A 24,770-nucleotide genomic window follows, 5' to 3' on the forward strand; every position below is an offset into this window, starting at 1 on the left:
CAGGATGCATCAAATCACAAGTTATTTCTTTATGTATGCCAAAGTTGTCGTCACGGATAAAGTTCCATTCATTTGGACATTCGTAATCCCACTCGTTATCGCCTTGACGCAGTCATTTTCAGATATTCGCCAAGCAACGACAGTGGAATACTACCCAGGGCTCTCTTATTTCTGGGTGTATATTATTCTTGCTACATATGTGAACGGTGTCGGCGTAGAACTCGCCCGTATGCGTGAATACGGACTGATGAAAACGTACGTGATGATCTCAGGCAACAAACTGACGTATGTCATCGCTGTCATCTTGGCGCAACTCTTATTCGCCTCCATCAGCTTAACTTTATTCACAACGGTCGTCACGCTCGTACACGGGTTCTTTTCGTTCAAGTTGATTGCAACGTCTCTACTCGTATTGATTGGCAGTATCCCGTTCGCGGTTGCCAGTGTCGCCATCACGACACTTCCAGTGAAAGTATCGAGTCTCGGGACTTTCGCGAACATACTGATGTTCCCACTCTTTTTACTGGCGATCAAGTCACCTGATCAATGGTTCAGCTTCCTCAACCCGTTCTACGCGCTTCACGAATTCGCGCTCGGGTTGCTGCATCTGACGACTCAAGTCGAGCTCTCGTTCGGAGTATGGGCGACAGGCCTCTCTGTACTTGGGTATTTCATCATCGGCGCGATTGCGTTGAAACGCTTCAGTCTCGTCTCACTCATCACACGCTAGGAGGTTCTTATGCACGTAAACCAACTCACTTATCGCTATCCGAAAGCGACACGTCCTGTTCTCGATGACGTCTCGTTCACGCTACAACCAAACAAATTGAACGTCTTGATTGGACAGAACGGTGCCGGAAAGACGACCCTGTTTGATTGTATGACGGGTACCCTTCCCGTCGACAAAGCGTCACTTGACCTCGTCCCGACGACGGACATGCTCTATTTGACGCAACTCATGTACAACCATCATGAGTTGACGGGGAAAGACTTCGCCTATTTCATCGGACGTCTGTCGCAACGTCCCGACTTCAAGAAACTCGAATCGTATATGAATAACCTTTCAACTTCTCGCGAACAAGAACTGTTCGAACATCTATGGACGATGAAGCTCGGGAAGATGTCGGTCGGGGAGAAGAAATGGCTCTTCGTGACGCTCTTATCTTCAATCAAACGTTCTCTCTATTTATTTGATGAGCCGACGAGCGGGGTCGACCCGGCGTCCCGCATTCAAATCATGCGCCGCCTGCAACGACTCGTCGATGAGGGCAAGACATGTCTCATCTCCACACATCAGTTACATGACTTGGTTCAACTTGATGCCCATGTCATCTTCCTGCATGGTGGACGCGTTTTGTATGAAGGGGACTTCCAAGACTGGCTCGACGAGTCTGGAACGACCGACCCGGACGAAGCGTTCGTTCGGATGGTTGACACGCCGCTTGACGATGTCGCGGTGACACGATGAATGAATCGTTTTGGGAACGATACCGGTTCACATTCTATACACTCGGAATGGTCGTCTGCGGTCTTCTCGTTGCGATGTTCTCATGAAAAAGCTCAGCCTCTGACGCGTGTCAGGGGCTGAGTTTCTGTTCTCGATGTGCGCGTCGTAGTTCCCGATTCGTCACATGCTCCGGGTCCGCTTCACGCAGTTTACGGTCCATCGACACGTACAAGATGAGAAACGGAATGATGCCAATCAATGCGACACCGAGTAGTTCTTGCATCGAATCGAATACGAACCAAGTGAGGAAGGTGAATACACCAAGTGACATAAACATGGCGACGATGATTTGAAATTCTCGACGGACGAGGCGTTGGTATTCCTCGTCTTCGTTAAATGTACGTAACAGCTTCATCCGTCGCCACGCTTGATAAAGCATCGGCAGTTGGGCCACGAGGAAAGACAAGGCAACCGTCGTCACCGTGACACCTTTTATGACCGAAACAACGAGAAGGAGAAACAGACCGATGATGCCAAATAGTGTGCTGCTCCCTCGTGCGTCGAGATCCTGTTCGACCATTTTAGGGAGACGCTCTTGTTTATTCATCACGCTTCACTTTTTCGTTTCTTCCGTTGTAGCTGGACATGACCGAGTTCGACACCCGTCACGTGTAACGGATCGATTTCTTTTAACTTGCGGTCGATTGGAAAACTGAGAATCAACAGAACCATGATTCCAATAAATGCAACGATGACGAACGTGAACAATGAAATCCACTCAAGCTCCACACTGGTAATCAGTATGAGAACAAGTAACGGCGAGGTAAGACCCAATAAAAATTCGGATCGCACGAGTTGTTGATACCGTTTGTCTTCGTTAAATGACAGTAATAACTTCTTGCGGTGCCATGATTTATATAGGGCAGGAAATTGTCCGAAAAAAATCATGGCATACAACAAGAAGACGTTCGTCGTCCATATATAGAAGAAGGTCAAGACGATGGCCCCAACCAATGGAAGGGTCAATTGTTTCTTTCGTTTCTTATCATCCTTCAACATCCGTTCTAATCTAACTTCATGGTCTACCATCGAATCCCCCTCATGTGTTTTCGTTATTTTTCTATACGAAAATTATTCTCAATCAGTTTCATCCCTTACTCTTCTCCCGATTCATCAATCCCAACAAACTCTCGACCACGTGCTCGTCATCAATCTTTAAAATCTTCCAGTCGACCCACGACTCGAGAATGAGGCAACCCGCAATCAGCGTCGCACAGCCCAGGCTTAACGTATCAAGCGATATGTACTTCAGTGCATAGAGCGCCATCATCGATATGACACCAATCAAGAGAATAAACTGAATCATGCCTTTTAGATAAATAAAGCGCTGGTACGTGGATGAGTCATTGAACTGTAAAAACAACTTGATTTTATGCCATGTCGCTACCAGAAGCGGCATCAGCATCGCCGTACAAAAGATGAATAGGGACAGGCTCATTCTTGCATCATTGAACATTAACCAAAGCGCTGTCACTACCCCAATGATGATCACTAGTAGCGGACCTTTTTAGTCCATGCTTTGTCGTACAAGTATTCCATTCGTTCTTCACGTAACATCTAGCACCCCTCCAAAAGTAAAAATCATCCAATTTATCGATATCTATATCTTAACAATCTATAAGCAAACTTTCGAGTTTTTCCCATTAAAAAGGAAAAAGCACCTGACCATTGTCAGATGCTGATTAATTTGAATGCCGGCGAAGGAGTCGGAATAAAAAGATTCCAATCATCGTCAACAACCCTAAGTTTAAAATTGTCCATCCCATGTCCATTACTTGTTGCATAAGATTCCCCCTTTCATTCTATTCTTCTAATTTATACGCGTTTTTCTAAAAGAGGATTCGTTCAAAACGTGGAACTTCTTTTTAACATTTAACTCGCTCGATTCATCGACGCGCGAGTTGGTTTTACCTTTCCACTCAACTGAAATACGAGCACCCCACCAACGATTAACACAATCCCGACGACCGTTTTCCATGTGAACGGGACGGCCGTCAATCCGAACCACCCTAACGTATCCCAGAGGAGCGCGAATAAGATTTGAGACACCATAACGATTGAGATCGCGTAACTCGGCCCGAGGCGCTCAACCCCTTGCGTCACACTCATGACGACCCCGACGCCGAGGATTCCGCTGAACCAGTACCATGTCTCCATCTCCTCTACTCGGAACAAGCCACCACCTTCTTGAAACAACCCAATGAGTAGCGATGCTAAAAATCCAAGACAGAGAACGAGCGTCGTCGTCGCCCATGCTCCGACACGCTTCTTGACGTTGGCATTAAACGTGTTTTGCACACAGACGAGCATCCCGCCGAAGATGGCAAGTATCATGCCAATCGCCATATGCCTCCCCTCCTATTCATAAATGCTCTCCCCGACAATCTCCAACAAACCTTCCCGATCGACGAGCGTGATTACCCGCCGATTTCGTTCAATCAATCCTGCCTCGACGAAACGCCGGAGCGTCCGATTCACATGACGATAACTCGTCCCAATCAAATCAGCGATATCCGTCAATTGGTCGACGGTCGAGCCGAGTGTTTGGTCATTCGGTGTCATCGATAACAGATAACTCGCCAAGCGCACTTCCACGGGATAGAACAGATTGAAGCTGAGCGATTGTGATTTCCGTTCAAATTTTCGCGTGATTTCTTCCAATAAATAGTGTAGCCACGCAACATTTTGATGTGCATGACGAACCAAGTCATCGAACCGAATGACAAGCATTTCGACTTCCGTGACGGCCTCGACCGTATTCAAAAACGGGGTTCGTTGAATATATTCGATGTCCCCGATCAAGTCGAGCGGATATTTGAAGGAGAGGACGAGTCGTTTGCCGGTAGCAGAAGTATGGGAGACGCGAATCTTTCCCTTCACTAAGAAGCGGAGATGCCCTGCTTCATCACCTTGTGTACAGATGACGTCTCCTGGCTCGTATCGGACGAGCTGCAATTCGTTCTGCGCTTCTTCTGGTAAGACAGTCAATTCAAATTGCTTCACATACGCGTCAACCATGCACGTTTCCCCCTACCATTTTAATAAGATGACCCCCGCAATCATCATGAACACACCAATCAACTGAGCCCCGTTCAACTTCCGTCGCACCATTCCGAACCATCCTCGCCAATCGATGACGAGCGCGAGCGCCAGTTGCGCAATGAGAAACAACGAGATTGTCATCGTGACCCCGAGTTTATGGACGCCCGTCATATTACTAAATAAGATAATCGCCGCAAATGCCCCACCAGATAAATAGAGCGGCTTCACGTGCCGCATCTCGACATACGTGCGGTCCCGGAGCACCAGCATGACGAGAAGCGCGACGACGAATCCAGTGAATTGTGTTAACGTCGCCGCTTGCCACGTCCCAATCTGTGAACTGATTCGAGCGTTAGCGACACTTTGCAACGTGAGAAAGAATCCCCCACTCATGGCGAAGAGCACTCCCCGCATCGTTCTCCCCCCTTAAGATAAACGAATCAATACAATTCCAATGACCATGACAACCAGACTGATGAGTTGTACCCCGGTGACCGGGTTCTTCTTCGCGCCGAACCAACCGAAGCGGTCGATGAGCAAGCTACCGCATAACAGTCCGACAATGACGATGATGACAGCGATTCCTGTCCCGACAATCGGTACGATGAGGACGTTTCCTCCGATGAAGAGCGCCCCAATGATCCCACCGAGCCAAATCCACCACGGTTGACCTTTCAGTTGACCGAGCGGAACGGATTGGCGTGAGACAAGTAAAATGAGCAAGAGCGCCAACGTTCCGACAACGAAAGAGACCAATGCCCCTTTCAGAGCCGATTCGAGCACTGTTCCCAAATAGCCGTTAATGGCCGTTTGCGTGGCACTCATCATCCCTGTGAAAATCCCAAACAGTCGCCACAGGTTCAGATTCCTAGTGTCCGTTTCCATGGAGACGACCAGTTTGCCTCTTCGGCGGTTGAGCCAATCGGATAAGGCGACCGTTCCGATGACTCCGAACAAGACGAGCACGACTCCGAACAAACGAAGCGCCGTAATTGGATGTTCTACAGAATTGAACCAACCGAAATGGTCAATCAACAACCCCATCAAAATCTGTCCAAAAATCGGCATGATGACCGTCTGGACACTCCCGAGTCTTGGGAACAGCAAAATATTTCCCGTTAAGAACAAGACCCCTAACAGTCCGCCAATCCACATCCAACCCGGACCTTCCTGAATCACCGAGCCGTCAAATCCGAATGACTGTCCGGTCAATAAGAGCAATAAGGACAAAAAGATCGTCCCGACAGTAAACGATAAAAAAGATGCAACGAACGGGGAGCCGACCACCTGACGCAAACGTGAGTTGACACTCGTCTGCATCGGCAATAAAATCCCAATCGTCAATCCAATCAAAATAGCTAACATGAATGTCTTCCTCGATTCTTCTAGTAGTTCTGTGTACATTGTCAGCTTACGCCTCCGTACCGAAGAAGAAAAGGACCGATGTCCTCAAACAAAAAACGAACCCTTCTCAGGTGTTCGTTTTGGACTCACGGAAGCGTTGATCGCGCGCTTCACGCAATTCTTTCCCTCGTACATGATGCGCATCGAGTGATTGTAAGTTTCGATTGATGACATAAGGTGCCAGAATCGACATCACACCGATTCCGAACAGCCCGGCAATCGCGACGACGGGAGACAACGAGTCGGCATAATAGGCAGCCAATAAGCAGATGGTCAACACGAAGCAGAGCCACCGGATGCCAAAGTCTGTATACACCAGACGTTGGTAACGCCCATCCTCGTTAAAGGTCAGGAGCAGTTTTGTCTTCCGCCATTCAAAACAGAGATACGGAAAGAAACTGATGAAGACGAGGAGTGGAGCGTAGAGTTTGGACTGCGTGGCAATCACGAGCGTCATCACGACCGTCGCGATGGCGACGCCCCACCCCCAACGCCAATGACTGTCATCCTGCTCCAGCAATTGTTCAATTCGCTTTTCTTTCGTCAGCATATGTACTCCTTTCATACGAGCGGTAATGCTTTGTCACCTCATCTCGTGTTGGTTGCTCCGGGTCGGCTTGTCGCAATTGTTGGACGGTCTGATAGTGCGTCCATGCTAACATGACGATGCCTAGACCAAAGATGACCCATGCGACAGGTGCAATCTGGAGACGACTGAAAAGAATTGCTGCTGTGACCGCTCCAATCCAGTAGGAATAGAGGCGATATAAGCGTTTTGTCAGTAGGATGCCTCGACCCACCGTGAAAATCTGTAAGACACGTCCTTCTTTGATCGTCAGCCTTATGAGTAGGACAGCCGTGAGGACCGAACCGATTCCCCATATCCACCATGTATCAAAACCGAGCACAAAACTGTTACAAAAAATAAGGGCTCCCGTGAGCCAAAGGTGGAGGGTTTGTCGTGACTGCCGATATCCTCCGATTACTTGAATCCGTTCTTTCTTTGTCATGAATCTTTACGACCTTTCCTTGAAATATCATCTAACGTATGTTTCAAACGTTCCCGGTTTGACCGAGCCCACTCGCCTGATGTGACGTGGTGCTCATCAAACTCGGACTGTTTTCGATCAATCCAAAGTGGAATCAATATGAGACACGGCCCGCCAATCAGGAGCGTCCAACTCATCCACGGTAAGATATCGATTCCGTTGAAATGCAACCCAATCAAAATCACAAACCATATCAAACTCATCAACATGACAGTAAAATCAATCCGCAACAATCGATGATAGCGTGTCGATTCGTTGAAGGATTGCTGCAGTTTCATCTTGTTCCATTCAAGCCATGTCGTATAGAGAAGTGCGACACCGGGTAAAAGAATGCTATACGGACTCCATGTCGAAAGAAAATAGATGGATACGCCTAGCATGATTACGCTCACGATGATGTTGAGACGAGTATATCGTTTCTCAAACTGTTCAATTCTTTCAAATCGCTCTGCTTTGTCCACGGTATCACCTCAGTCTTTCACGAAGTCGAGTTTGATTTCGCGGCGCATCGGCTGTTCTTCGTCATACTGCGGCATCTGCCGGTCGAGCATTTTCTGTGCGACTTGCAATAAGATGACCCCGCCTAAGAAGACGACGAAAAGCGACCATGCCGGCCAGTTAATCAAGACGATTAATGGGAAAAGAATTGCCAACAAGACGAGGAGTCCCATCTCCGACACATACTGCCAATCGATGATGCGCTTTGCTTGTTCTACAGCGGTCAACTTCCTGACGAAGCGCCGCTCTCGTCCGATGGCGAACAACATGCCTGCTAATGTGACCCCTAATGGAATGATATACTTTGACGCACCGTCAGACTGAAGTGCAAGAAAGACGAACATCCCGGTAAGAGCTGCCAGTCCCATTCTCCAAAAGAGCCAACGCTGTTGATAACGATAAATCGTATTAATCCGTTCTTGTTTGTTCATCTTGATTCACCTCTTATTCCACTATACGAGATGAACATGAGAAAAGTTCCGTTATTTTACATTTTCGTACCAAAGTCATGCTTCTTGACGATATGAATTTCTCACCGTATAGTTTAGTTAACTTAACTATATGTTGAAGAATGAAAGTAAGAGGTTATTAACATGAATTTATTGAAGAATACTCGGTTCGTATTCACTTGGTTATCCGGAATGACGCTCACGCTCGGGTTTTCGATTTTCTTCTTGAGCGTCTCATGGTTGACGATCGACGTTTTGAAACAACCGGCACTTCTAGGGATTATCTTGACGGCGGTCTCGTTGCCGCGTGTCGTCATGATGGTATTCGGCGGTGTGTTCGCTGATCGATTCCAAAAGAGTCGCTTGTTATGCTTAACGAATATCGGACAAGGCGTGTTGATGTTAATTGTCGTTGCGCTCCATTTCGCTGACGCGTATTCGGTGACAGCCCTCTTGATCATCTCCGTATTGTTTGGTCTTTTAGATGGCATGTCTTACCCGGCACTGTCATCACTTATGCCTTCAATCGTATCAGGTCAACAGTTGCAACGGGCAAACTCCCTTTTCCAAGGGTCGCTCGAGTTGATGTTCGTCATCGGTCCGTTCCTTGCAGGGATCCTACTGACGTGGGGAAGTTTTGGTCTCAGTTTCGGCACGTCGGCTGCATTGATTTTCCTCTCCGCGATTTTGATCATGCCACGTCTGATTCAAGACAACATTCCCGAGGTCGCTCCACTCTCAGCGAAAGATGTACTCCTTGATTTGAAAGAGGGCATTCGTTACGTATCGCAGACACCTGTGTTACGTAGTGGGACGTTCGCCATTGCCATCGTCAACTTGTTCGTCATGGGACCGCTCATCATGAGTATCCCGATTCTCGTTGGCGCGGTCGGAGGGACAGCATTTGATTTGAGTATCATCGAAGGTGGGCTCGCTGTCGGGACATTCGTCGCAAGCTTCCTGATTCTATTCCTGCGGACCGTTCATCGTGGACGCTTCGTCTTCCGCGTCCTCTTCCTGACACTCGGTGCCTTCTTCCTCTACACTCAAGTCCAATCGATTCCGCTTCTCGCGGTCGCGGCTTCTATGAGCGGGTTTATGATCATGCTCGTCTACTTGCCGACGGTCACCATCATGCAGGAACAAAGCGACTCTGACAAAATCGGGCGTGTCATGAGCATCATGTCGCTCGCCGCCTCAGGCCTTGAACCGATTGCGTTCGCCATTTTATCGGTGCTCGTTGCTTTGTCTGTACCGATTCAAACGCTCTTATTGGCATTTGGTATAATCGGATTAGTGTGTGGTGTCCTCTTATACCTCCGGAGCGAGACGTTCCGACAGACACCGTAAAGAAAGGATGAATGACACGTTGAATGAAACACGAAAGCAACAAGTCCTCACGATGTATCGCCAAATCGATGAGCTCGACTTGCTGTTCACGAAATATTTCACGGAACTGAACGAGTTCGAGCTGAGCTATCAACAAGAACAGATGCTGCTTCTCTTCAAACGCCAAGAGACGTGGACGACGACAGAGATTGCGACGAAGATGTCCATCTCCAAAAGTGCTGTCAGTCAGGTGCTCAAAGTGCTCGAGCAACGCGACTTCGTCATGCGGGAAAAGAATCCCGAAAACCTTCGAGAAAGCTTCATCCGACTTGGTCCGAACGGTCTGGCGTACTCGAAACAAATCGATGCGATTGAAGAGCGCCTCGCTGAAGAGATGTTCTCCGTCCTTGAGGATGACGAGATGAAGATGATCAACCGTTCGCTCGCGTTGATGATTCAGAAATTCAAATAAAAAGACAAATCGCCGCTAGTCGGACGATTTGTCTTTTTCGTTATACCAACCCTTGTACGATTCGATTCGCCGACCGCAATGCCCCTTCGATATGTCCCCCGAACTGCGCATCCGTCTCCGAACCAATCAAATGGAGACGGTCTCCGAGCTCAATCGGACCGTAAGCCGGGAATGCCGTGAGCGGCAGGAAATCGTCAGATGTCGCTGTCTCTGATTCTGTCGACCAGTCCATGTAGTGAAATCGCAAGAAGTCATTCGCTTTCGGACCATACAGCTTCTCCAGTTGTTCGATGACACGCGTCTTTACCGGTCCTTCTCCTAGCGCTTCTCGTTCTCCCGGTGACAGACGGAAAAATCCGAACAGCGCACCTGGTCCATCTATCAGAGAAGCGTCATGAATCTCTTGAAGTGGACCGACCCAGCTCATCCCAAAGCCAGACAGACCTTCTTCTCGCCAGAACGGTGTCTCGTATACGATGAGCGCTTTCGCCTGAGAAGCCATCCATGTGGGAGTCGTTTTGAGCGCTTTGCGCGTTTGCGCTGACAATGCCGGTTCAATTACCACTTCCGCAACGAGACGTGGTGGAATCGCAAGGATCACGTCATCCGTGTGATGCACCGAACCATTGTGAAACGTCAGTTGGACTCGGTCCGACTGTCGCTCGATCGAGGTCAGGCGATGCCCAAGCCGAACGATGTCATCGGGCAACTTCGCATGCAGTGCTTCCACCAGACTCGTCATCCCACCGACTAAACGCTTAGATAAGACGATGCTTTCTTCCGGTAACACATGTCGTTCCGGTGCGGTCGTCGTTTGACGTTCGAGCACCATGTGTCCTGTCGTATGTTGAACGAATGACTCGAGTCCAAGTGTATCCACGAGTTCAGAGATGGTCTTCTCCGTATCCGGCCAATACCACGTCGGTCCGAGATCATAGCCGTCCTTCGTCAAGATACGACCACCAATACGATCACGTGCCTCAAAGATGGTGACGTCATATCCCTTTTGATGAAGTTGGTTCGCAGCATAAAATCCGCTGATACCAGCTCCAATGATGGCGATTGATTTCATTGTAAATTCTCCTTTGTCGTCCGTCTCTCCTCGATTATACTGAGTTAGATGGTTTTACATATGCAAGAAAGGACGACATCAATTGAAAAATATGTTCTATTATCTATTCTTCCCTTATATCGTATTGATGCGCATTTTGTACCGTTTTATTCAAACTAAGGGTCGGATGACTGTGGCGATGTGTCTCGTTTCATATCCCATATGGTCTCTATTTTTATTCGACCTCATTCAATGGTCGACCGCAATCGAATTTGTCATCATTATGTACGTATCAAGCGCTTTATATGTCCCTTATTTCTTCTTTGACACAGACGTGAAGCGAAGACGACCGAACGGATATATCCCAATCGAGGAGCGACATCGTTAAATCCAATCTATTTCATTCAAATAGTCTAGAAGCTGTTGATTTGTGATTTCATCTTGTCTCAACAGTGCTTCTCCTTGCTCTACTCGCGGATCTTCCGAGAAATAAAGTTTTAAAATCGCCAAGCACGCTTCTACAGTCGTCGCAAAACTCTCGTCCTTCACGTTGATCGTTAAATACCAACCTCGGATGACGCGCTTCACGATGGAGCGTTTCTCCAGATGAGACATCTGTCCACGAAGCAATTTCGACTTGGCTGCTTCAATTGAAGAAATCAAGTCCTGGTTCAACGCCTCACTCACACGAACATCCGGCTTCATGCGCGGGAATTGAATCGAGACTTCTTCCCCGTCCACACACGTGCAAAGATGTCTTAGCCAAAAGCCCCATTCAAAACGATTCGCCGGATCCAGTGCCACATCTAGACGCCCGATGTCATAATCGATTTTAATGACTTCCGGATGTTGCATTAGCAATTGCTCCGTCTGCTCCACCAATTCTGTCGCATCGACGTCCTCATGCACGAGCACCGTCAAATCTAGATCCGATTGCCCAGCAACAGCTGTCCCGCGACCGATGCTTCCATAAAGATATATGCTGTGTAGCTGTTCATCGAATGCTTCTTTCACCAATTCGATTGCTTTGAAAAGGACACTTTCAAACTCAGGCTGCACATGACGGATGGACGTCTGGTTGATGACATAACCCGCATCGTCCGTACCAAGTCGGGTCGGCCGTTTCATAGATACGTACCGACTCGTTGAAATGTAGTAAACGTCATGATGTATCGAACTCCTTTTTTTAGTTTATGCATGTCGGATTTGAAATACCACGGTTCCCCCTTTCAAACAGGTTATATTTGGAAGTATAATGAAGACGTAGAAAGGGAGGTATGTCTATATGAACGTCATCATGGTCTCATTATTCGGACTCATCTTCACGATTTTGCCAATCGTTGTACTAATCATCGGTATTTTGTGGATTCGTAATGTCGTGGCACGTTCTGAGAAACGAGCAGACGAGCAACTCTTTATGGAACGTGAACGTTCGAAGCAGATACAAGTATTAATCGAACGTCTCGACCACATCGAACAACAATTAGATTCGAACACAAAACGTAGCTGACTCAGGTTAGCTGCGTTTCGTCTGATATCGAGCGAGATTTGCGTACGTCACATGTTCAGGGTCGATTTGCTTCATCCGCTGATCAAGGTGTCTAGACATCAGGGCCGTGACGAACATGACCAGGAGTGGAACAGTCGATAAGCTAAATGATTCGGTTAGGATGATCGTAGTTGCAATTCCAATCAATATGCAGACGACAACCAGCGCAAGAATGAACTCCGACCAAACTATACGTTGATATTCCATCGCTTCATTGAAACGAAGCAACATTCGGGTACGTCTCCACATATGAACCATCAAAAGAGGTGGAATGAGCAAAAGGATTCCCAAGAGAACTTGAATGAGAGAGAACTCTCCAAACCACCACATCATCCATCCCCCTAACAAAAAAGTGAGCGATAACAAGACATTGATACGGTTCGTACGTAGGCGAGCCTTAGTTATTTCTCGTAAACGCTCATCGTGCGACATCGTGTCCCCCTCCTTTTCATTTGATTAAAAATCAATTTGTACTGAAAAAATTTCATCTATTCTCTTTTACTAGCTCGCAATCACTCTCACTGTTAAAAGTCACTCCATAGCTTTCATAAAACGGGTCTGAATGATACTGGTGAAGATAGATTTATCAAAGATGAGGGACGACCGTATTCCATCGATTCGTCGATGAACGTCTCTAATGTGCGCACGTTTTCCGTTACCACTTTGACGAGGTAACTATACTGTCCGGCTAGACGATGACACTCAATCACAGACGACTGTTGACGACAAAATTCACGGAACGCCTCACAACGATGGGTGTCATAAAGAATAAAGGCGGTCACGTGTTTGTCCATCTTTTCAGGATTGATGACAGCCCGATAGCCTGTGATGACTCCACGTTCTTCGAGTCGCTTCACCCGTTCTGTCGCAGCAGGTGTAGACAATCCAATTTGTCGTCCTAATTCGGTCATCGAGATCCGGGCTTGTTGTTGCATCAATTCAACAATATGGCGGTCTATTTCATCCATTTGGCATTCACCTTTCAAAAATAAAGTGTAATGGTGCATAATCCGTTCTTTCTAAAGTCATTCGCTGAAAATTCCGTCAAACCTCTATGTATCTATATTCCTCCGTTGCATACACTTGAAGTAACCAATTCAAGGGGGAATCAACATGCAAACGACAGTCGTTCCATTACTCATCATCGATGTCCAACAAGCCTTTCATGATCCAAGCTGGGGAAACCGCAACAATCCAAAATGCGAAGAGAATATCGCACGGTTGATTGAAGCGTGGGAACATCATGATCAACCGATCATCTATGTCCAACATGTCACGAACGTTCCGACCTCACTCTTCTATTTCAAAAAAGATGGTCATTTGTTCCAAGACTTCATTCAACCTCGTGAACAAGATGTCATCTTAACGAAACAGGTGAATAGCGCCTTCATCGGAACAGACTTACAGGAACGACTCGAATCACTTGGTGCGACACAGATTGTCATCACCGGATTAATCACGAACCATTGTGTCGAGACGACCGCACGGATGGCAGGAAACTTGGGATTCAATCCGATTGTTGTCTCCGATGCGACGGCAACGTTCGACCGACAATCGATCAGCGGGACATGGATCCCTGCAGAGGTCATCCATGATGTGTCGCTCGCTAGTCTAAATGAAGAATTTGCATCGATTCAAACGACAATTGAGGTCATGAAAGATGTGTTACAAAAAGAAGTACAGTCCTGATGGATTGTACTTCTTTTTATTCATAACCTGGCTTTAAAGTATACAGATGTCACTCATATTTTTCGTATTGCTATTATTCATCAGCAGTTTCTATATATCCACTAATCAAAAATGGAACCTTTAAGTTCGCAAGCTTCATCAAGAAATCTGGTTCAAATTCTAACTTCACATCTAAGTGAGAGACCACACCCAAATCAATCCAGATATCATCGGCTCCACAAGAGCGAAGGGTATCAATATGTTCTGCCAGAGTGTCAATCATCCAAAAAAGTCCGACATACGGATTTTCCATTTGCTGAATTTCAAGTGGTGGTTCAAACGACGCATGACCTACCTTAGCGATTTCTTTACGTTTTCCGATATGCTCAATTTCCCCAACTTCCGTTTGCTTATAAAATTGAATACCTGTTTTCTCTGATGCAGCGCAAGGAGAGAAATGAGGCCCCATTAAATGACAAGGAATCATAAATCGATCGGATGGAATGTTGATATAGAACTCCTCAGTCATTTTTGCGGACTCGGATATTTCACTGCGTTTTTCACAAGCTTGTCTTCAATCGCTTTTGAAACATCGATGTCAGCAGCATGAGCGAATGTCAACGCGTAAATCAACACATCTGCCAATTCCTCTTCCATCTCCGTCTTCTTCGTCTCAAGCGCTTCTTCACTCGACACCCATTGAAATACTTCAAGGAGCTCACTTGCCTCAAGCGATAACGATAACGCCAAATCTTTCGGATTGTGATGGAACGCCCAGTCGCGTTCATCTCGGAATTTAATGACCTCGTCCATTAATCGTTGTACTTCGTTCATATTTATACCCTCTCTCTTTGTAGCTTCAATAATTTTCGTCGTAGCGATTCATCAGACGCATATAGATAGAGGCCTTTGACGCCACGCTTCATCAATATGTTAATCGAGTTCAAGACAATCTGTTCTTTTGCCGAATCAACATTCTCAACACCTTCGATTCCAGCATAAGCTCCCGTATCTTTGTATAAATTCGGGTCAATCATTAGACACTCCTGCTCCTCATCATAAGATACGGATGGGCCTAAAACGACACCAACATAGTTCAAATCAAATCCTTGAATCGTATAGATCGAGCCGGCTTCGGCGATGGTTTCTGCTTTTTCAGCCCACGTCGTTTTTCCACCGGTTGTATTCCATGGCATTTTATAATCTCCGTTCGACTCATACACATAATAGGTGTCTCCGTCCTTTTTGTGTAAAAAGTCAAAAGTCGAAACAACACGGCTCAACCCGTATCTTCGATCTTGCTCGATGATGGCACGGTGCATCTCTTCTAACGTTTCAAATATTCGTAAATCGTATCGCTTAGATTTCGGTAATGGATTGATTCGTTTTTCTTTAAATGTGTTGACCCAGTTCATCATATCTTCATCTGCTTGCATCCGGAATTGATTGGTTAGTTTGTAGGTCTCAACCGTCCTTGCTTTCTTTTTATAATCATCCAATTTGAATGAATTCCAGTGACTCTTCAGTTTCAACACTTGATGTTGATCAAAAATAGCGATGACAATTTTAGCTTTCTTCAGCAACTCCTCAAGATGGTTGTTTTCTCGGAAATTGTTATAGGCATCTGATTTCGTCAGCAACAAGTGGGCTTCGTCCACAAAGATAATGTCGGCTTTCTCGTCTTTCAGTTTATTCAATAATGGCGTCGGTTTTATGAAGTCCCCTGCTTTAAGATGTTTCACCTGCTTGGCGATTCCTTTATAGGTCTTCAACATCTCTTCATGATTAACAACCAAATAATTTTTTGTCTGATGAAGTGTTGAATTAGTGTCTTTTGTTCGAGCTTGGATTGTATTAAAGATTGAGCTCAAGACAACACTCTTCCCTACACCTGCTTCCCCTTCAATCACATATAAATCTCCGTATGTTGCATTCGGATCCACTTTCGACATTTGCGTTTCACAAAAATCAAGAACCTGCTCTTTTAAATCTAATTGCTCGACAGACAATTCTTTAAACGGAGACAGTTTAAAGATATCTTTATTTTCAATGGCATGAAGCTCATTTTGAACAAGTCCCTTCCGATGTAATTCATTCCAAAGTTCGGGAAACAATTCGTTGTCGTAGTAAGTTTTATTGTAGTAATTGTGCGTGAAGTCGTTCGCAGTTTTACTTTTATTCTGAAGAGTATATTTCTCATCTCCTAAGAAGTAATTGATGAGCTTTGTTTCGAGATGAAATGTTGCTGAACGGTTGAACTTGTCATGATTGATGAGATGAATTTGGCTCAGCTGTTTCCGTTCCGTTTGTTTAAGCTTTAGATGTTGCTTCATTCGCTTTTTAAAATGAACCGTTTCACCAATGTATGCTTCTTTCTCTCCGTTCAAAATGTAAATCACCGGATAGTTCACATATGTTTCTGTATCATCGATGCTATGTAGACTACTTTCTTCGAATGTGAATGGAACGACTTTAACCATGCAACAGACCTACTCTCTTCTGATTTCAAATTATATCCATTTTATCATACAATACCTTTTTAAATGATTACACATCACTTTCCGAGTTCTAAATCAGATAATGGTATAATTCCACTAAAAAGGGAGGGATTCGGTGCTTACTTTTCAAAACGTCTCGGTTCGCCAACAAGACACACTCATTCTCGAAAACATTTCATTTACGATCCAACCAGGTGAGTTGGCCGCCATTCATTGCGGCGTGATTTCTCGGGAAATCATCTTCGGTCTCATCAGTCAGGAGATCACGACTTATACCGGTAACATCGACCACGCTTCAACACTGTCCCTCTTCTCCATAAGGGACGGTTTATACGACCGACTCACCATCGAGGAGTATTTACGCTTCACCAAGCGCATATATGATTCAACTGACTCGGTCGACTCGGTGATGCAGCAACTCCAACTCACGACTTACCGCAAGCATCGCCTCCACCGTCTCAATCGCTCCCTTGTCAGACGCACACAGTACGCCGCGCTGCTTCTCCAGGACCGTGACCTGTATGTGTTTGAAGAACCCGACCAAGACGTGGACCAAGAGACACGCCACCTTCTACGCGATACGTTACAGACATTGACATCGAGACAAAAAGCCGTCCTCGTGTTGACAAGCAACATAGAGAGTGCGCTCTTCATGACATCGACCGTTTATCGGATCGACCATCGTCACTTGCGCCTGTTAGATGTGGAACCGGAAGAAGCGGATGAGACAGACATCTCATCTGAGGTCATCCACGTCCGTTTCGAGAAGATTCCGACGAAAGTGAACGAAAAAATCATCTTACTCGACCCTCCTGAAATCGACTTCATCGAAAGTCAGGACGGACAGTCGATTTTACATAGTCAATCGGATCAGTTCCCGAGCGTCTTCACGATGAACGAGCTCGAGACGCGTTTGACTCCGTACGGTTTCTTCCGCTGCCATCGGTCATATCTCGTGAACTTACAACGTGTGCGCGAAGTCATCACCTATACGAAAAATAGCTTCAGTCTCGTCTTGGATGATTCAGAGAAGACAACGATTCCGTTATCCAAGACAAAAATGGCAGAATTGAAGACGATGATGGGGCTCAAATAGTCTCCATTCACAGTTCTATTCGCTTCATTCAACTCCTGACAAGCGCCATTTATCGCCATTTTAGTGCGGCCTTCCCCCATTCCCTATACGATAGAGACAAGCAAGACGACATCGACAAGGAGGAACGGGAATGGAACCAATCATTCAAGTGAACGGGTTAAAGAAGTTGTTTGGGAACGAGGAAGCGTTACATGATGTGACGTTTACAGTTGGAAAAGGGGAAGTGTTCGGATTCTTGGGACCGAGTGGTTCTGGAAAGACGACAACGATAAAAATCTTGACGTCACAACTCGCACAGACGGCCGGTGATGCTACCGTCTTCGGCGTACCGGTCGCTGATTTGAAACAAGAACAGTACCGTAAACGCATCGGCGTGTTGACGGACAATAGTGGTCTTTATACACGACTTTCTATAGAAGAGAACCTGAGCTTATATTGTGACCTTTATGATGAACCAAAGACTCGGATCGATGAGGTATTGAACATGGTCAACCTCAGCGGGGAACGGAAGAAGCGCATCGACAAACTCTCTAGAGGGATGTTGCAACGGGTGACACTCGCACGCGCCCTTCTTCATGAGCCAGAGTTACTGTTTCTAGATGAACCGACATCGGCTCTCGATCCGGTCAACTCTCGACATATCTATAAAGGAATTGAACGGTTGAAGGCTAACGGGACGACCATCTTTCTGACGACACATGATATGCAGGAAGCCGAAGAGCTGTGTGACCGTGTCGCTTTCTTACATCAAGGGTCGATTCAACTGCTCGATGCTCCGAACGTATTGCGCAGGAAATATGCTACAGGATCGATGCGAGTTGAATTGAACAACGGTCAGACGCATGAAGTGACACAAACCGACGAAGGCGCGGACTGGCTCCATAAACAGATGCGTGCTAAAAATATCGCATCGATCCATTCCAACGAGCCGACACTCGGCGATATCTTTATCGAAGTGACAGGGAGGAAATTATCATGACTTTTTCAATGAAACGTGCACTCGCTATTTTCCAGAAAGACTACAAGGATTTGTCTCGAAACTTGTTCGTCTCGTCGACCTTGATCATGCCGCTCTTCTTCGCCGTCTTCTATTCACGAATCGGTGACGGCGGCGTCGATATCACGTACTTCGTCATCAACATCACGTTTAGCCTCGTGGCCATCTTCGTACAATGTGCGTTGATTGCCGAAGAGAAAGAGAAGAACACGCTTCGCGGGCTCATGTTGTCCCCGGCGAGCACGCTCGACATCTTGCTCGGAAAGAGTGCCCTCACGTTCGTGACGACGATGATCCTCATCGTAGCCTCGTCATTTTTGATGGATTACGCTCCAAAAAATCTGGCTGTGATCGCCCTCGCGCTCATCGTCTCGACATTCTTTTATATCGGGATCGGAACGATGTTCGGCTTGATGACGAAGACAGTCATGGAAGCTTCATTGATTGTCATGTTACCGTTCTTTTTCTTCTCGTTCTCACCGATGTTGTTGCCACTACAAGACCGTTTTGCCATCATCGGAGTGCTCGAGTATTTACCGAACGTGCTCTTGATTGATGTGGCTCATCAAGTGGAAGACGGTGCGAACTTCGGTGCCGTCGGGCTAGAACTCGGTTTGCTCACAGCTTGGGCGCTTGCTGCATTCGTCGGTAGCGTCGTGATGTATAACCGGAAGCAGACGGATTGAATGTTAAGACCATACAAAAACAGGACTACGCATCGTAGTCCTGTTTTTCGTTATCCTTGTTACAGGAATGGATTATTCTCATCGCTTAATCGGATTCGAAATAGAAGAAATGGAACAAATAGAAGACTCAAATAGCCTAATGTAAATAGACGCTGAGTTTCACCAGAAATGTATTGCCTGTGTCCACAGTTCGAACACGCTTTTCCGTCTTTTGAAAATCCGAGTGACCATACCTCTTTCACTTTCCATTTATACTGACAATTCGTGCAACGTGGTGCCATCGAAGTATCCCCCTTTCTTACTCATTACGAACAAAGGGAAGGGAAGTTTCGACTTTCAACATTTTTCACATTTCTTGAGTATATCCATTATGGAAATTGACGATTTTGACTCATTCGCGCAATTAATTAGATCAATTCATGTCCCTACTCAATCATGAAGCAAACGTCCATCGTCATTCCATTGTCCGTACATTTCATTTGCTCTCGTCTTCTCAATCAATTTATCGAGCCGTTTCGTATACAACTCACGGTTTTGACGAACGCTTTGAATCGTATCAATTCGAATACGGCGATATAGTTCAGGAAATGCCATGAAGTTCTGATAGACTCGAGGATCTTCCTGCAACCGCAATATGATCTCTGAATCAACAATAAACGACGTAAAGCTCATATCAGGAAGAACACTCAACCCTCGTTCTTGCATGAGCCCGAGTCTTATCAAACGCCTTACCCTCTCTTTGTTCAGCTCCGTCCAATTACTCTTTTGTCGTCTGGGTGAAAAACGTTGGACGAATTCTCCCTCTGCTGTCTTCTTAGCAATCCCATCAATCCATCCGAAGCACAACGCCTCTTCAACAGCGTCGAGATACAGTAATCCATTCCCACTATTTTTACGACTGAGGATCACCCAACAATAGGGTGTATCATCTGCATGTTGATGTAGCCATTCTCGGAATTCACTTCGCTGTTCAAAGAGTAAGACTTTGTCGATTTCCATGACACTTGTCCCTTCTTCTGTTTTCTTGCATATCTGACGTGACAATATTTTTCAATCATCTACTTTTTACCCCTAATGCTCACCGTATAGACAACGATGAACTCAAACTCGCATAAAATCATTAGAGTGCCAAGCTACAGATTCGGGAATATTTTGATAGGAGGTGATAATCAATGATTCGTTATTACGACTGGAATGAAGATCAGTTTATTGACACCAATTTTAAAGATGAAATCAAAGGATTTACTTCGTTACGTGCCATCACATACGTAAGCTCTTTCCAACTAATTAATGAATTGATGCCATCTTTTGAAAAGGTTGAAATCATTCACGGTTTCACCGGAACATCTTTTCAGTTAATCAACCAGCTTCTTGATATTACGAATCGAGTTGAAAATATTCGATTGCTAAAATCTGAAACTTTTAATGCGTTACTGGATGAAAGACTCGAGATTCATCTTGCACATTCCATTCCCATTCACCATAAGACTTATATTTTAGAAAATGACGATCACTATAAAATATTATCAGGTAGCGCAAATTTAACAACTTCGGCTCTTCAAGGCAAAAATCACGAGTTACTATTCATCCGAACGGGCTCAAAAAACGATTCCTTTTTCACTCAAATGTACGATATGTGGTATGAAATCAAGCGAGATACCATTGACTATATTGACCATTCCTTGCTCCATACAGTCCGAGAAAAACCTGACGAAGTGATTGAATCTTTCTTAATTGACGTTAACGTACCAGAAGCACTTGTTCAGGAAGCAAAACCAGAAATCGAAAAACTACACACGCACAAAGTCGATACGGTTTTTGAAGAAAAAGTCGTACCTTCTTTCCTACCGCTCGTTCTGACAAAAACAGGGCGACGAAGAAAGCCAAATACAGAAGAAATCAGAAAACAAGTCCGACTCGCTATAGATGAAAGATTATCCAGTTATGATATTAATCAGCAACTCATGTGGCAATTCGACTTTGAAGAGAAAGATTTTATCATCGGCGAAGATTATTTAAAAACCTTATTGCAAGCCAAAGTAACACCTTCTGCTAACGGAATCATCGATGTGATTGAAAGTTACGAGCAAAACAAATTTAGAGATGAGCGACATCAAGTATTTACTGGACTTTTGTATTTGCTCACGTCACCCCTAATTTGGAAAATTCGTGACATCTATACAGAAAATCACTTACCTAAGGAAGATATTCCTGTTGTAATGAATATCGTCGGTGATGGACAGACTGGTAAAACAACACTCGTCCGTGAATACTTCTCAACGTTACTTGACTATTCATCAATCCCTACGTATTCCATGTTAAAAATCCCACCAAACGGTAAAAAAGCGAGCACACGAATTGCAAATGATTATATTGATGCGTACCTTCATTCCGATTGGGTGAATCCACTGATCATTGATGAGGTCCCAAACAACTTCTTTACAACGACTCAAGGTGAAAATAACGTAAAGTCTTGGTCAAATGACCGCACAGGTGTGTTTCCGATTTTAATAACAACGTCTAATATTTCAGGGGCTCTCGCAAAACCTCAGCTCCTTCGTCGAATCTTGATGATTCCAATCGATTCTAAATATCGGGAACCAAAAGACCAATCGTTTGACGTATATCAATTGGTTAGTAACTTAGATCCTCTTTTTCCTTTCACTTTTTTAAGTGAGTTGTCCAAACGTTTAGATTCAATAACTTCAGAAGACATTGAACGACTAAAAGAAGATTATTTGTCGCTAACAAAAGAAGTATTATTTAAAATTTCTCCCGAACTAAAAACATATGCAAGTGAACATGACTTCCTTCCAAACTACGATATCGTGAACCACCGTGGAAAGACTTTGTGGGCGATGACCCTTATGTCAAAAGCAGATCATATTTGTGTAAACCCTGAAAACGAAAATGAAATTATCGTTTACGAGTCCGCATTCAAAACGCATCATGATCGTACTGAAGCGAAGACATTTTTACCTGGTGGTGTACTCGTTCAAAGCGGCGGCAACAGTTTAACACTTAATAGCGAGTTACTTGAACAGTTCGTCGGTTTTTCAATTCAGACAGTTTGGGAAAATAAATCGGCTTCTAGAACAGGTAAACAAATTGCACATGCGATGGCAACCCAACTTGCTCCTTTACTTGAGAATAAGAAAAAGCCCTCACGATGGAAAGCTTGGTGGAAAACATAATATCGTTTAGCGTTTCGGCACGTCCCGACAGAACGGAATCGACTTCTTCAAGCTAAGATTATTATTGAGCTGCCAGGCTAATCCTCGAACCCGGTCCATCAAACAATCATCCAAGTCCTAAAAAGGCATGACAGCCCGAACTTGATGCAGTTCAATACGATGAATCACGTATTGATAGTCTGGTGCCTCGATAGACCGATGAATCCCCTTCTCCTCACACCACGTTTTATCAAAGATTTTTTCCCATGACTTTCGAGTATAGGCAGGGTTAATATTTTCCCTGTGATCAAAGGTCTCGGCTATATTGCAAAAAGTAGAGTGATACGGAACAAACTCCCAAAATGAAATTTCTGAAGCTAGTACTTGATTATCCGGTAATCCCACTGTCAACACAACACCTCTGTTCCCTTGTCCGATATGTCCACCCCTGCTTAAGTCAGGAAACTCATCCCAACACCAGACCGGATAGTTCCCACATAACGAAATTCCAATTCGTTGCTCATATTGTTCAACCATCCAATCATAGGCTGGTTTAAAAAATTCAAACCCTTCGTCGTTGAAAAAAGCGTACTGAAGATCACCTTGTAGATACCCTCGCTCCAATGCAGCTTTCCAAGCATCTTCATGCTGATATGTATAATAAATCACCAATCATTCTCCATCCTTTCATACATCATATGCATTCACTATACAAAAGTAACTGGAGAAGGATTTAAATAAATAATGCATGCATTCGACTTATATTTAATTACTTTAGATGATAAATAGGTACGCAACAGTTGCATCCACATCACATATTTTTACTTCAATATTGCATTCATTCTCGTAGCGATGTTCGTTCCCCTCATGTCCTGTGTCATCGTCATGAACTACAGTTCTGTGAACCCGCTAATCATCTCCTTTGCATTGATTATCTAAACGTTCTTTAAAATCAGAATTGGAACAATGTACTTTCTCTCAAAGTGCGTAAGAATCAAATCAAATTAACTTCTACAGCTGATTGAAACAACTACATACTCTATTTACAAATAAATGCGATTAAGCTTTCCCCAAAAAACAGGATGCTTAATCGCATAAATTAAAAAAATTATTTTATAACCACAGGTTTTTTCGACTTTCCTAATACCGAAGAATTATTCGAGCGAATAGGTGACCTTCTATTAGTTGGTTGGGTCTTTTCATTCAATTGACTAATAACTCTATTTATCTTTTGTTGAGCTTCCGGAGTAGGACTTTTACGTTGCATTGTATTCATCTCCTTCATTATCATTATACTTTATTTCAAATTCATCGTGAAGCATGTTCTCGAATTCTTCCACGTACATGCGCAACTGCTGATTTTTTTCTCCTTCTTCTTCACTTAGCATTTCCGGATCTAGAGAAATCAATGTTATATATTTCTTTTGACTAATTGTAATTGGATTAGTTATATATTGTCTACCTTCTTTCGAACCTTTTCCATCGTAAAAAAAACTATAAAATCCGTTCAATAAAATCCCTCTGTATATCCCAAGTCTTCGATCCTTAAGTAAATTTTCAAGTTTAATTCTTTTGTTATCTTTAATAAAAACGTTGTTAGAATCAGGATAGTAACTATTTAGCGTATCTATCGAATCTTCCAAAAGTGCATATAAAATTGCATCACGGTGTTTGAGTTGATTTATTTCTTTATTCTCAATCTCTTCTACAGATTTCGCTATGAAACGTAATAAAGCATCGACCTCATCTACGTTTTCAAAAAACTTTTGGATAGCATTTTTATATTCCTTATATACCCTTTTGTTTAAATAATAATTCTGTTGAATCATTCCGTTTAAATCTTTTCGATCTTTCACAAATCCGTCTACGTAATCTATTCTGCAACGCATAACGTTCTTTTCCGCCACTGTATGGTAACTATATATTTGAACAGCAAAAATCAAATCATATTTTAAACAAAATTTTTCCATAGTTAAGTATAAAGTTTTCAATTGATCGAACTCTTTTAATTCTCTGTATTTTCTGAGTAGTGTTCTACTTGTTTCTCTGCTTTCTTGTTCATATTTCTCAATCTCCTCTCTATAATTTCTATAGAGCCAAAACGAAAATGCGAGAACCGCAGCAGTAATAAGAATGAAATAAATCAACGAAATTTTTTTTTGATATATATTTTTAGCAAATTCATATATAGCACCTGAATCATTTTCAATCCAAATATCGATGAACAGTGGATAAAACACTAGACTACATACTAAAGTGAGAGATGTAACAATCATGACTATGAATTTAATTTTAGCCATTT

General features: G+C 44.4%; 32 protein-coding genes. 11 read left to right on the forward strand and 21 right to left on the reverse strand.

Annotated features, from left to right (window positions below):
- Positions 1-4: 4 nt before the first annotated feature.
- Together KOG47_RS13550 and KOG47_RS13555 are read left to right on the forward strand one after the other, a co-directional pair.
- A complete protein-coding gene (locus tag KOG47_RS13550; RefSeq protein ID WP_215244389.1) occupies positions 5-730 on the forward strand; it encodes a hypothetical protein in 726 nt (241 codons plus the stop codon).
- Between the two features lie 9 nt (positions 731-739).
- Positions 740-1,468, forward strand: a complete 729-nt coding sequence (locus tag KOG47_RS13555) for an ATP-binding cassette domain-containing protein (protein WP_215244390.1) — start codon at positions 740-742, stop codon at positions 1,466-1,468.
- 109 nt (positions 1,469-1,577) lie between these two features.
- Here the strand turns inward: KOG47_RS13555 and KOG47_RS13560 are convergent, their stop codons facing one another.
- The 11 genes from KOG47_RS13560 to KOG47_RS13610 form a co-directional block, all read right to left on the reverse strand.
- Positions 1,578-2,054, reverse strand: a complete 477-nt coding sequence (locus KOG47_RS13560; RefSeq protein WP_215244391.1) for a hypothetical protein — start codon at positions 2,052-2,054, stop codon at positions 1,578-1,580.
- Positions 2,054-2,536, reverse strand: coding sequence for a hypothetical protein (locus KOG47_RS13565; RefSeq protein ID WP_215244392.1), 483 nt, complete (start codon positions 2,534-2,536; stop codon positions 2,054-2,056). The genes KOG47_RS13560 and KOG47_RS13565 overlap by 1 nt, the downstream gene beginning before the upstream one ends.
- 58 nt (positions 2,537-2,594) lie before the next feature.
- Positions 2,595-2,999: a hypothetical protein gene (locus KOG47_RS13570; RefSeq protein ID WP_215244393.1), complete on the reverse strand. Its 405-nt coding sequence runs from the start codon at positions 2,997-2,999 to the stop codon at positions 2,595-2,597.
- 380 nt (positions 3,000-3,379) lie between these two features.
- Entirely contained in the window at positions 3,380-3,853 is a 474-nt protein-coding gene (locus KOG47_RS13575; protein ID WP_215244394.1) for a DMT family transporter, read from the reverse strand.
- Between the two features lie 12 nt (positions 3,854-3,865).
- A complete protein-coding gene (locus KOG47_RS13580; protein ID WP_215244395.1) occupies positions 3,866-4,525 on the reverse strand; it encodes a Crp/Fnr family transcriptional regulator in 660 nt (219 codons plus the stop codon).
- Positions 4,526-4,537: 12 nt separating this feature from the next.
- On the reverse strand, positions 4,538-4,963 hold the full coding sequence (locus KOG47_RS13585; RefSeq protein WP_215244396.1) for a DMT family transporter: 426 nt from the start codon (positions 4,961-4,963) through the stop codon (positions 4,538-4,540).
- A gap of 12 nt (positions 4,964-4,975) precedes the next feature.
- Complete coding sequence (locus tag KOG47_RS13590) at positions 4,976-5,914, reverse strand: DMT family transporter (RefSeq protein WP_251131880.1); 939 nt, start codon at positions 5,912-5,914, stop codon at positions 4,976-4,978.
- 106 nt (positions 5,915-6,020) lie between these two features.
- The gene (locus tag KOG47_RS13595; protein WP_215244398.1) at positions 6,021-6,503 is read right to left on the reverse strand and encodes a hypothetical protein; all 483 of its coding nucleotides are present in this window, start codon (positions 6,501-6,503) and stop codon (positions 6,021-6,023) included.
- Positions 6,478-6,963 (reverse strand): hypothetical protein, encoded by a 486-nt coding sequence (locus tag KOG47_RS13600; RefSeq protein ID WP_215244399.1) that lies wholly within the window; start codon positions 6,961-6,963, stop codon positions 6,478-6,480. Before KOG47_RS13600 ends, KOG47_RS13595 begins: the two co-directional genes overlap by 26 nt.
- A complete protein-coding gene (locus tag KOG47_RS13605) occupies positions 6,960-7,463 on the reverse strand; it encodes a hypothetical protein (RefSeq protein WP_196431778.1) in 504 nt (167 codons plus the stop codon). The genes KOG47_RS13600 and KOG47_RS13605 overlap by 4 nt, the downstream gene beginning before the upstream one ends.
- Before the next feature lie 9 nt (positions 7,464-7,472).
- Positions 7,473-7,931: a hypothetical protein gene (locus tag KOG47_RS13610; protein WP_159563425.1), complete on the reverse strand. Its 459-nt coding sequence runs from the start codon at positions 7,929-7,931 to the stop codon at positions 7,473-7,475.
- Positions 7,932-8,093: 162 nt separating this feature from the next.
- Between KOG47_RS13610 and KOG47_RS13615 the strand changes: the two genes are divergently transcribed.
- Both KOG47_RS13615 and KOG47_RS13620 read left to right on the forward strand, forming a co-directional pair.
- Positions 8,094-9,299, forward strand: coding sequence for an MFS transporter (locus KOG47_RS13615; RefSeq protein ID WP_215244400.1), 1,206 nt, complete (start codon positions 8,094-8,096; stop codon positions 9,297-9,299).
- A 19-nt stretch (positions 9,300-9,318) separates the two neighbouring features.
- Positions 9,319-9,750, forward strand: coding sequence for a MarR family winged helix-turn-helix transcriptional regulator (locus tag KOG47_RS13620; protein ID WP_074034775.1), 432 nt, complete (start codon positions 9,319-9,321; stop codon positions 9,748-9,750).
- 40 nt (positions 9,751-9,790) lie between these two features.
- Here the strand turns inward: KOG47_RS13620 and KOG47_RS13625 are convergent, their stop codons facing one another.
- Complete coding sequence (locus tag KOG47_RS13625) at positions 9,791-10,822, reverse strand: flavin monoamine oxidase family protein (RefSeq protein ID WP_215244401.1); 1,032 nt, start codon at positions 10,820-10,822, stop codon at positions 9,791-9,793.
- 82 nt (positions 10,823-10,904) lie between these two features.
- On the opposite strand from KOG47_RS13625, the gene KOG47_RS13630 reads away from it, so the two are divergent.
- Entirely contained in the window at positions 10,905-11,189 is a 285-nt protein-coding gene (locus tag KOG47_RS13630; RefSeq protein WP_214873890.1) for a hypothetical protein, read from the forward strand.
- On the opposite strand, the gene KOG47_RS13635 is transcribed toward KOG47_RS13630, so the two are convergent.
- Positions 11,186-11,929 (reverse strand): nucleotidyltransferase domain-containing protein, encoded by a 744-nt coding sequence (locus KOG47_RS13635; RefSeq protein WP_215244402.1) that lies wholly within the window; start codon positions 11,927-11,929, stop codon positions 11,186-11,188. The genes KOG47_RS13630 and KOG47_RS13635 overlap by 4 nt on opposite strands.
- 157 nt (positions 11,930-12,086) lie before the next feature.
- Here KOG47_RS13635 and KOG47_RS13640 point away from each other — a divergent pair, with 157 nt between their 5' ends.
- On the forward strand, positions 12,087-12,311 hold the full coding sequence (locus tag KOG47_RS13640; protein ID WP_074034783.1) for a hypothetical protein: 225 nt from the start codon (positions 12,087-12,089) through the stop codon (positions 12,309-12,311).
- 6 nt (positions 12,312-12,317) lie between these two features.
- On the opposite strand, the gene KOG47_RS13645 is transcribed toward KOG47_RS13640, so the two are convergent.
- Together KOG47_RS13645 and KOG47_RS13650 are read right to left on the reverse strand one after the other, a co-directional pair.
- Complete coding sequence (locus KOG47_RS13645) at positions 12,318-12,680, reverse strand: hypothetical protein (RefSeq protein WP_215244403.1); 363 nt, start codon at positions 12,678-12,680, stop codon at positions 12,318-12,320.
- 215 nt (positions 12,681-12,895) lie between these two features.
- On the reverse strand, positions 12,896-13,318 hold the full coding sequence (locus KOG47_RS13650; RefSeq protein ID WP_215244404.1) for an Lrp/AsnC family transcriptional regulator: 423 nt from the start codon (positions 13,316-13,318) through the stop codon (positions 12,896-12,898).
- A gap of 145 nt (positions 13,319-13,463) precedes the next feature.
- On the opposite strand from KOG47_RS13650, the gene KOG47_RS13655 reads away from it, so the two are divergent.
- Positions 13,464-14,039, forward strand: coding sequence for a cysteine hydrolase family protein (locus KOG47_RS13655; RefSeq protein ID WP_074034786.1), 576 nt, complete (start codon positions 13,464-13,466; stop codon positions 14,037-14,039).
- 73 nt (positions 14,040-14,112) lie between these two features.
- Here the strand turns inward: KOG47_RS13655 and KOG47_RS13660 are convergent, their stop codons facing one another.
- Genes KOG47_RS13660 through KOG47_RS13670 form a run of 3 tightly spaced genes read right to left on the reverse strand, consistent with a single transcriptional unit; the run spans position 14,113 to position 16,498 of the window.
- Positions 14,113-14,547, reverse strand: coding sequence for a hypothetical protein (locus KOG47_RS13660; protein ID WP_215244405.1), 435 nt, complete (start codon positions 14,545-14,547; stop codon positions 14,113-14,115).
- Positions 14,544-14,852 carry a nucleotide pyrophosphohydrolase gene (locus KOG47_RS13665; protein ID WP_215244406.1) on the reverse strand — a complete coding sequence of 103 codons (309 nt, stop codon included), beginning with the start codon at positions 14,850-14,852 and terminating at the stop codon, positions 14,544-14,546. The genes KOG47_RS13660 and KOG47_RS13665 overlap by 4 nt, the downstream gene beginning before the upstream one ends.
- Before the next feature lie 2 nt (positions 14,853-14,854).
- Positions 14,855-16,498, reverse strand: a complete 1,644-nt coding sequence (locus KOG47_RS13670; protein ID WP_251131881.1) for a DUF2075 domain-containing protein — start codon at positions 16,496-16,498, stop codon at positions 14,855-14,857.
- A 133-nt stretch (positions 16,499-16,631) separates the two neighbouring features.
- Between KOG47_RS13670 and KOG47_RS14895 the strand changes: the two genes are divergently transcribed.
- The 3 genes from KOG47_RS14895 (at position 16,632) to KOG47_RS13685 (ending at position 19,295) form a co-directional block, all read left to right on the forward strand.
- Entirely contained in the window at positions 16,632-17,612 is a 981-nt protein-coding gene (locus KOG47_RS14895) for a LytTR family transcriptional regulator DNA-binding domain-containing protein (RefSeq protein WP_215244407.1), read from the forward strand.
- Positions 17,613-17,742: 130 nt separating this feature from the next.
- Positions 17,743-18,591 (forward strand): ABC transporter ATP-binding protein, encoded by an 849-nt coding sequence (locus KOG47_RS13680; protein WP_074034792.1) that lies wholly within the window; start codon positions 17,743-17,745, stop codon positions 18,589-18,591.
- The gene (locus KOG47_RS13685) at positions 18,588-19,295 is read left to right on the forward strand and encodes an ABC transporter permease (protein WP_215244408.1); all 708 of its coding nucleotides are present in this window, start codon (positions 18,588-18,590) and stop codon (positions 19,293-19,295) included. Before KOG47_RS13680 ends, KOG47_RS13685 begins: the two co-directional genes overlap by 4 nt.
- Positions 19,296-19,724: 429 nt before the next feature.
- Here KOG47_RS13685 and KOG47_RS13690 read toward each other — a convergent pair whose 3' ends face one another.
- A complete protein-coding gene (locus tag KOG47_RS13690; protein ID WP_215244409.1) occupies positions 19,725-20,294 on the reverse strand; it encodes a YdeI/OmpD-associated family protein in 570 nt (189 codons plus the stop codon).
- 173 nt (positions 20,295-20,467) lie between these two features.
- Here KOG47_RS13690 and KOG47_RS13695 point away from each other — a divergent pair, with 173 nt between their 5' ends.
- Complete coding sequence (locus KOG47_RS13695) at positions 20,468-22,489, forward strand: phospholipase D family protein (RefSeq protein ID WP_215244410.1); 2,022 nt, start codon at positions 20,468-20,470, stop codon at positions 22,487-22,489.
- Between the two features lie 117 nt (positions 22,490-22,606).
- Here the strand turns inward: KOG47_RS13695 and KOG47_RS13700 are convergent, their stop codons facing one another.
- Both KOG47_RS13700 and KOG47_RS13705 read right to left on the reverse strand, forming a co-directional pair.
- Positions 22,607-23,137, reverse strand: a complete 531-nt coding sequence (locus KOG47_RS13700; RefSeq protein ID WP_215244411.1) for a DUF3841 domain-containing protein — start codon at positions 23,135-23,137, stop codon at positions 22,607-22,609.
- A gap of 587 nt (positions 23,138-23,724) precedes the next feature.
- Positions 23,725-24,768: a hypothetical protein gene (locus KOG47_RS13705; RefSeq protein WP_215244412.1), complete on the reverse strand. Its 1,044-nt coding sequence runs from the start codon at positions 24,766-24,768 to the stop codon at positions 23,725-23,727.
- Positions 24,769-24,770: the final 2 nt, after the last annotated feature.

Source organism: Exiguobacterium sp. s121 (genome assembly GCF_018617245.1).
Taxonomy (GTDB): Bacteria; Bacillota; Bacilli; order Exiguobacteriales; family Exiguobacteriaceae; genus Exiguobacterium; species Exiguobacterium profundum.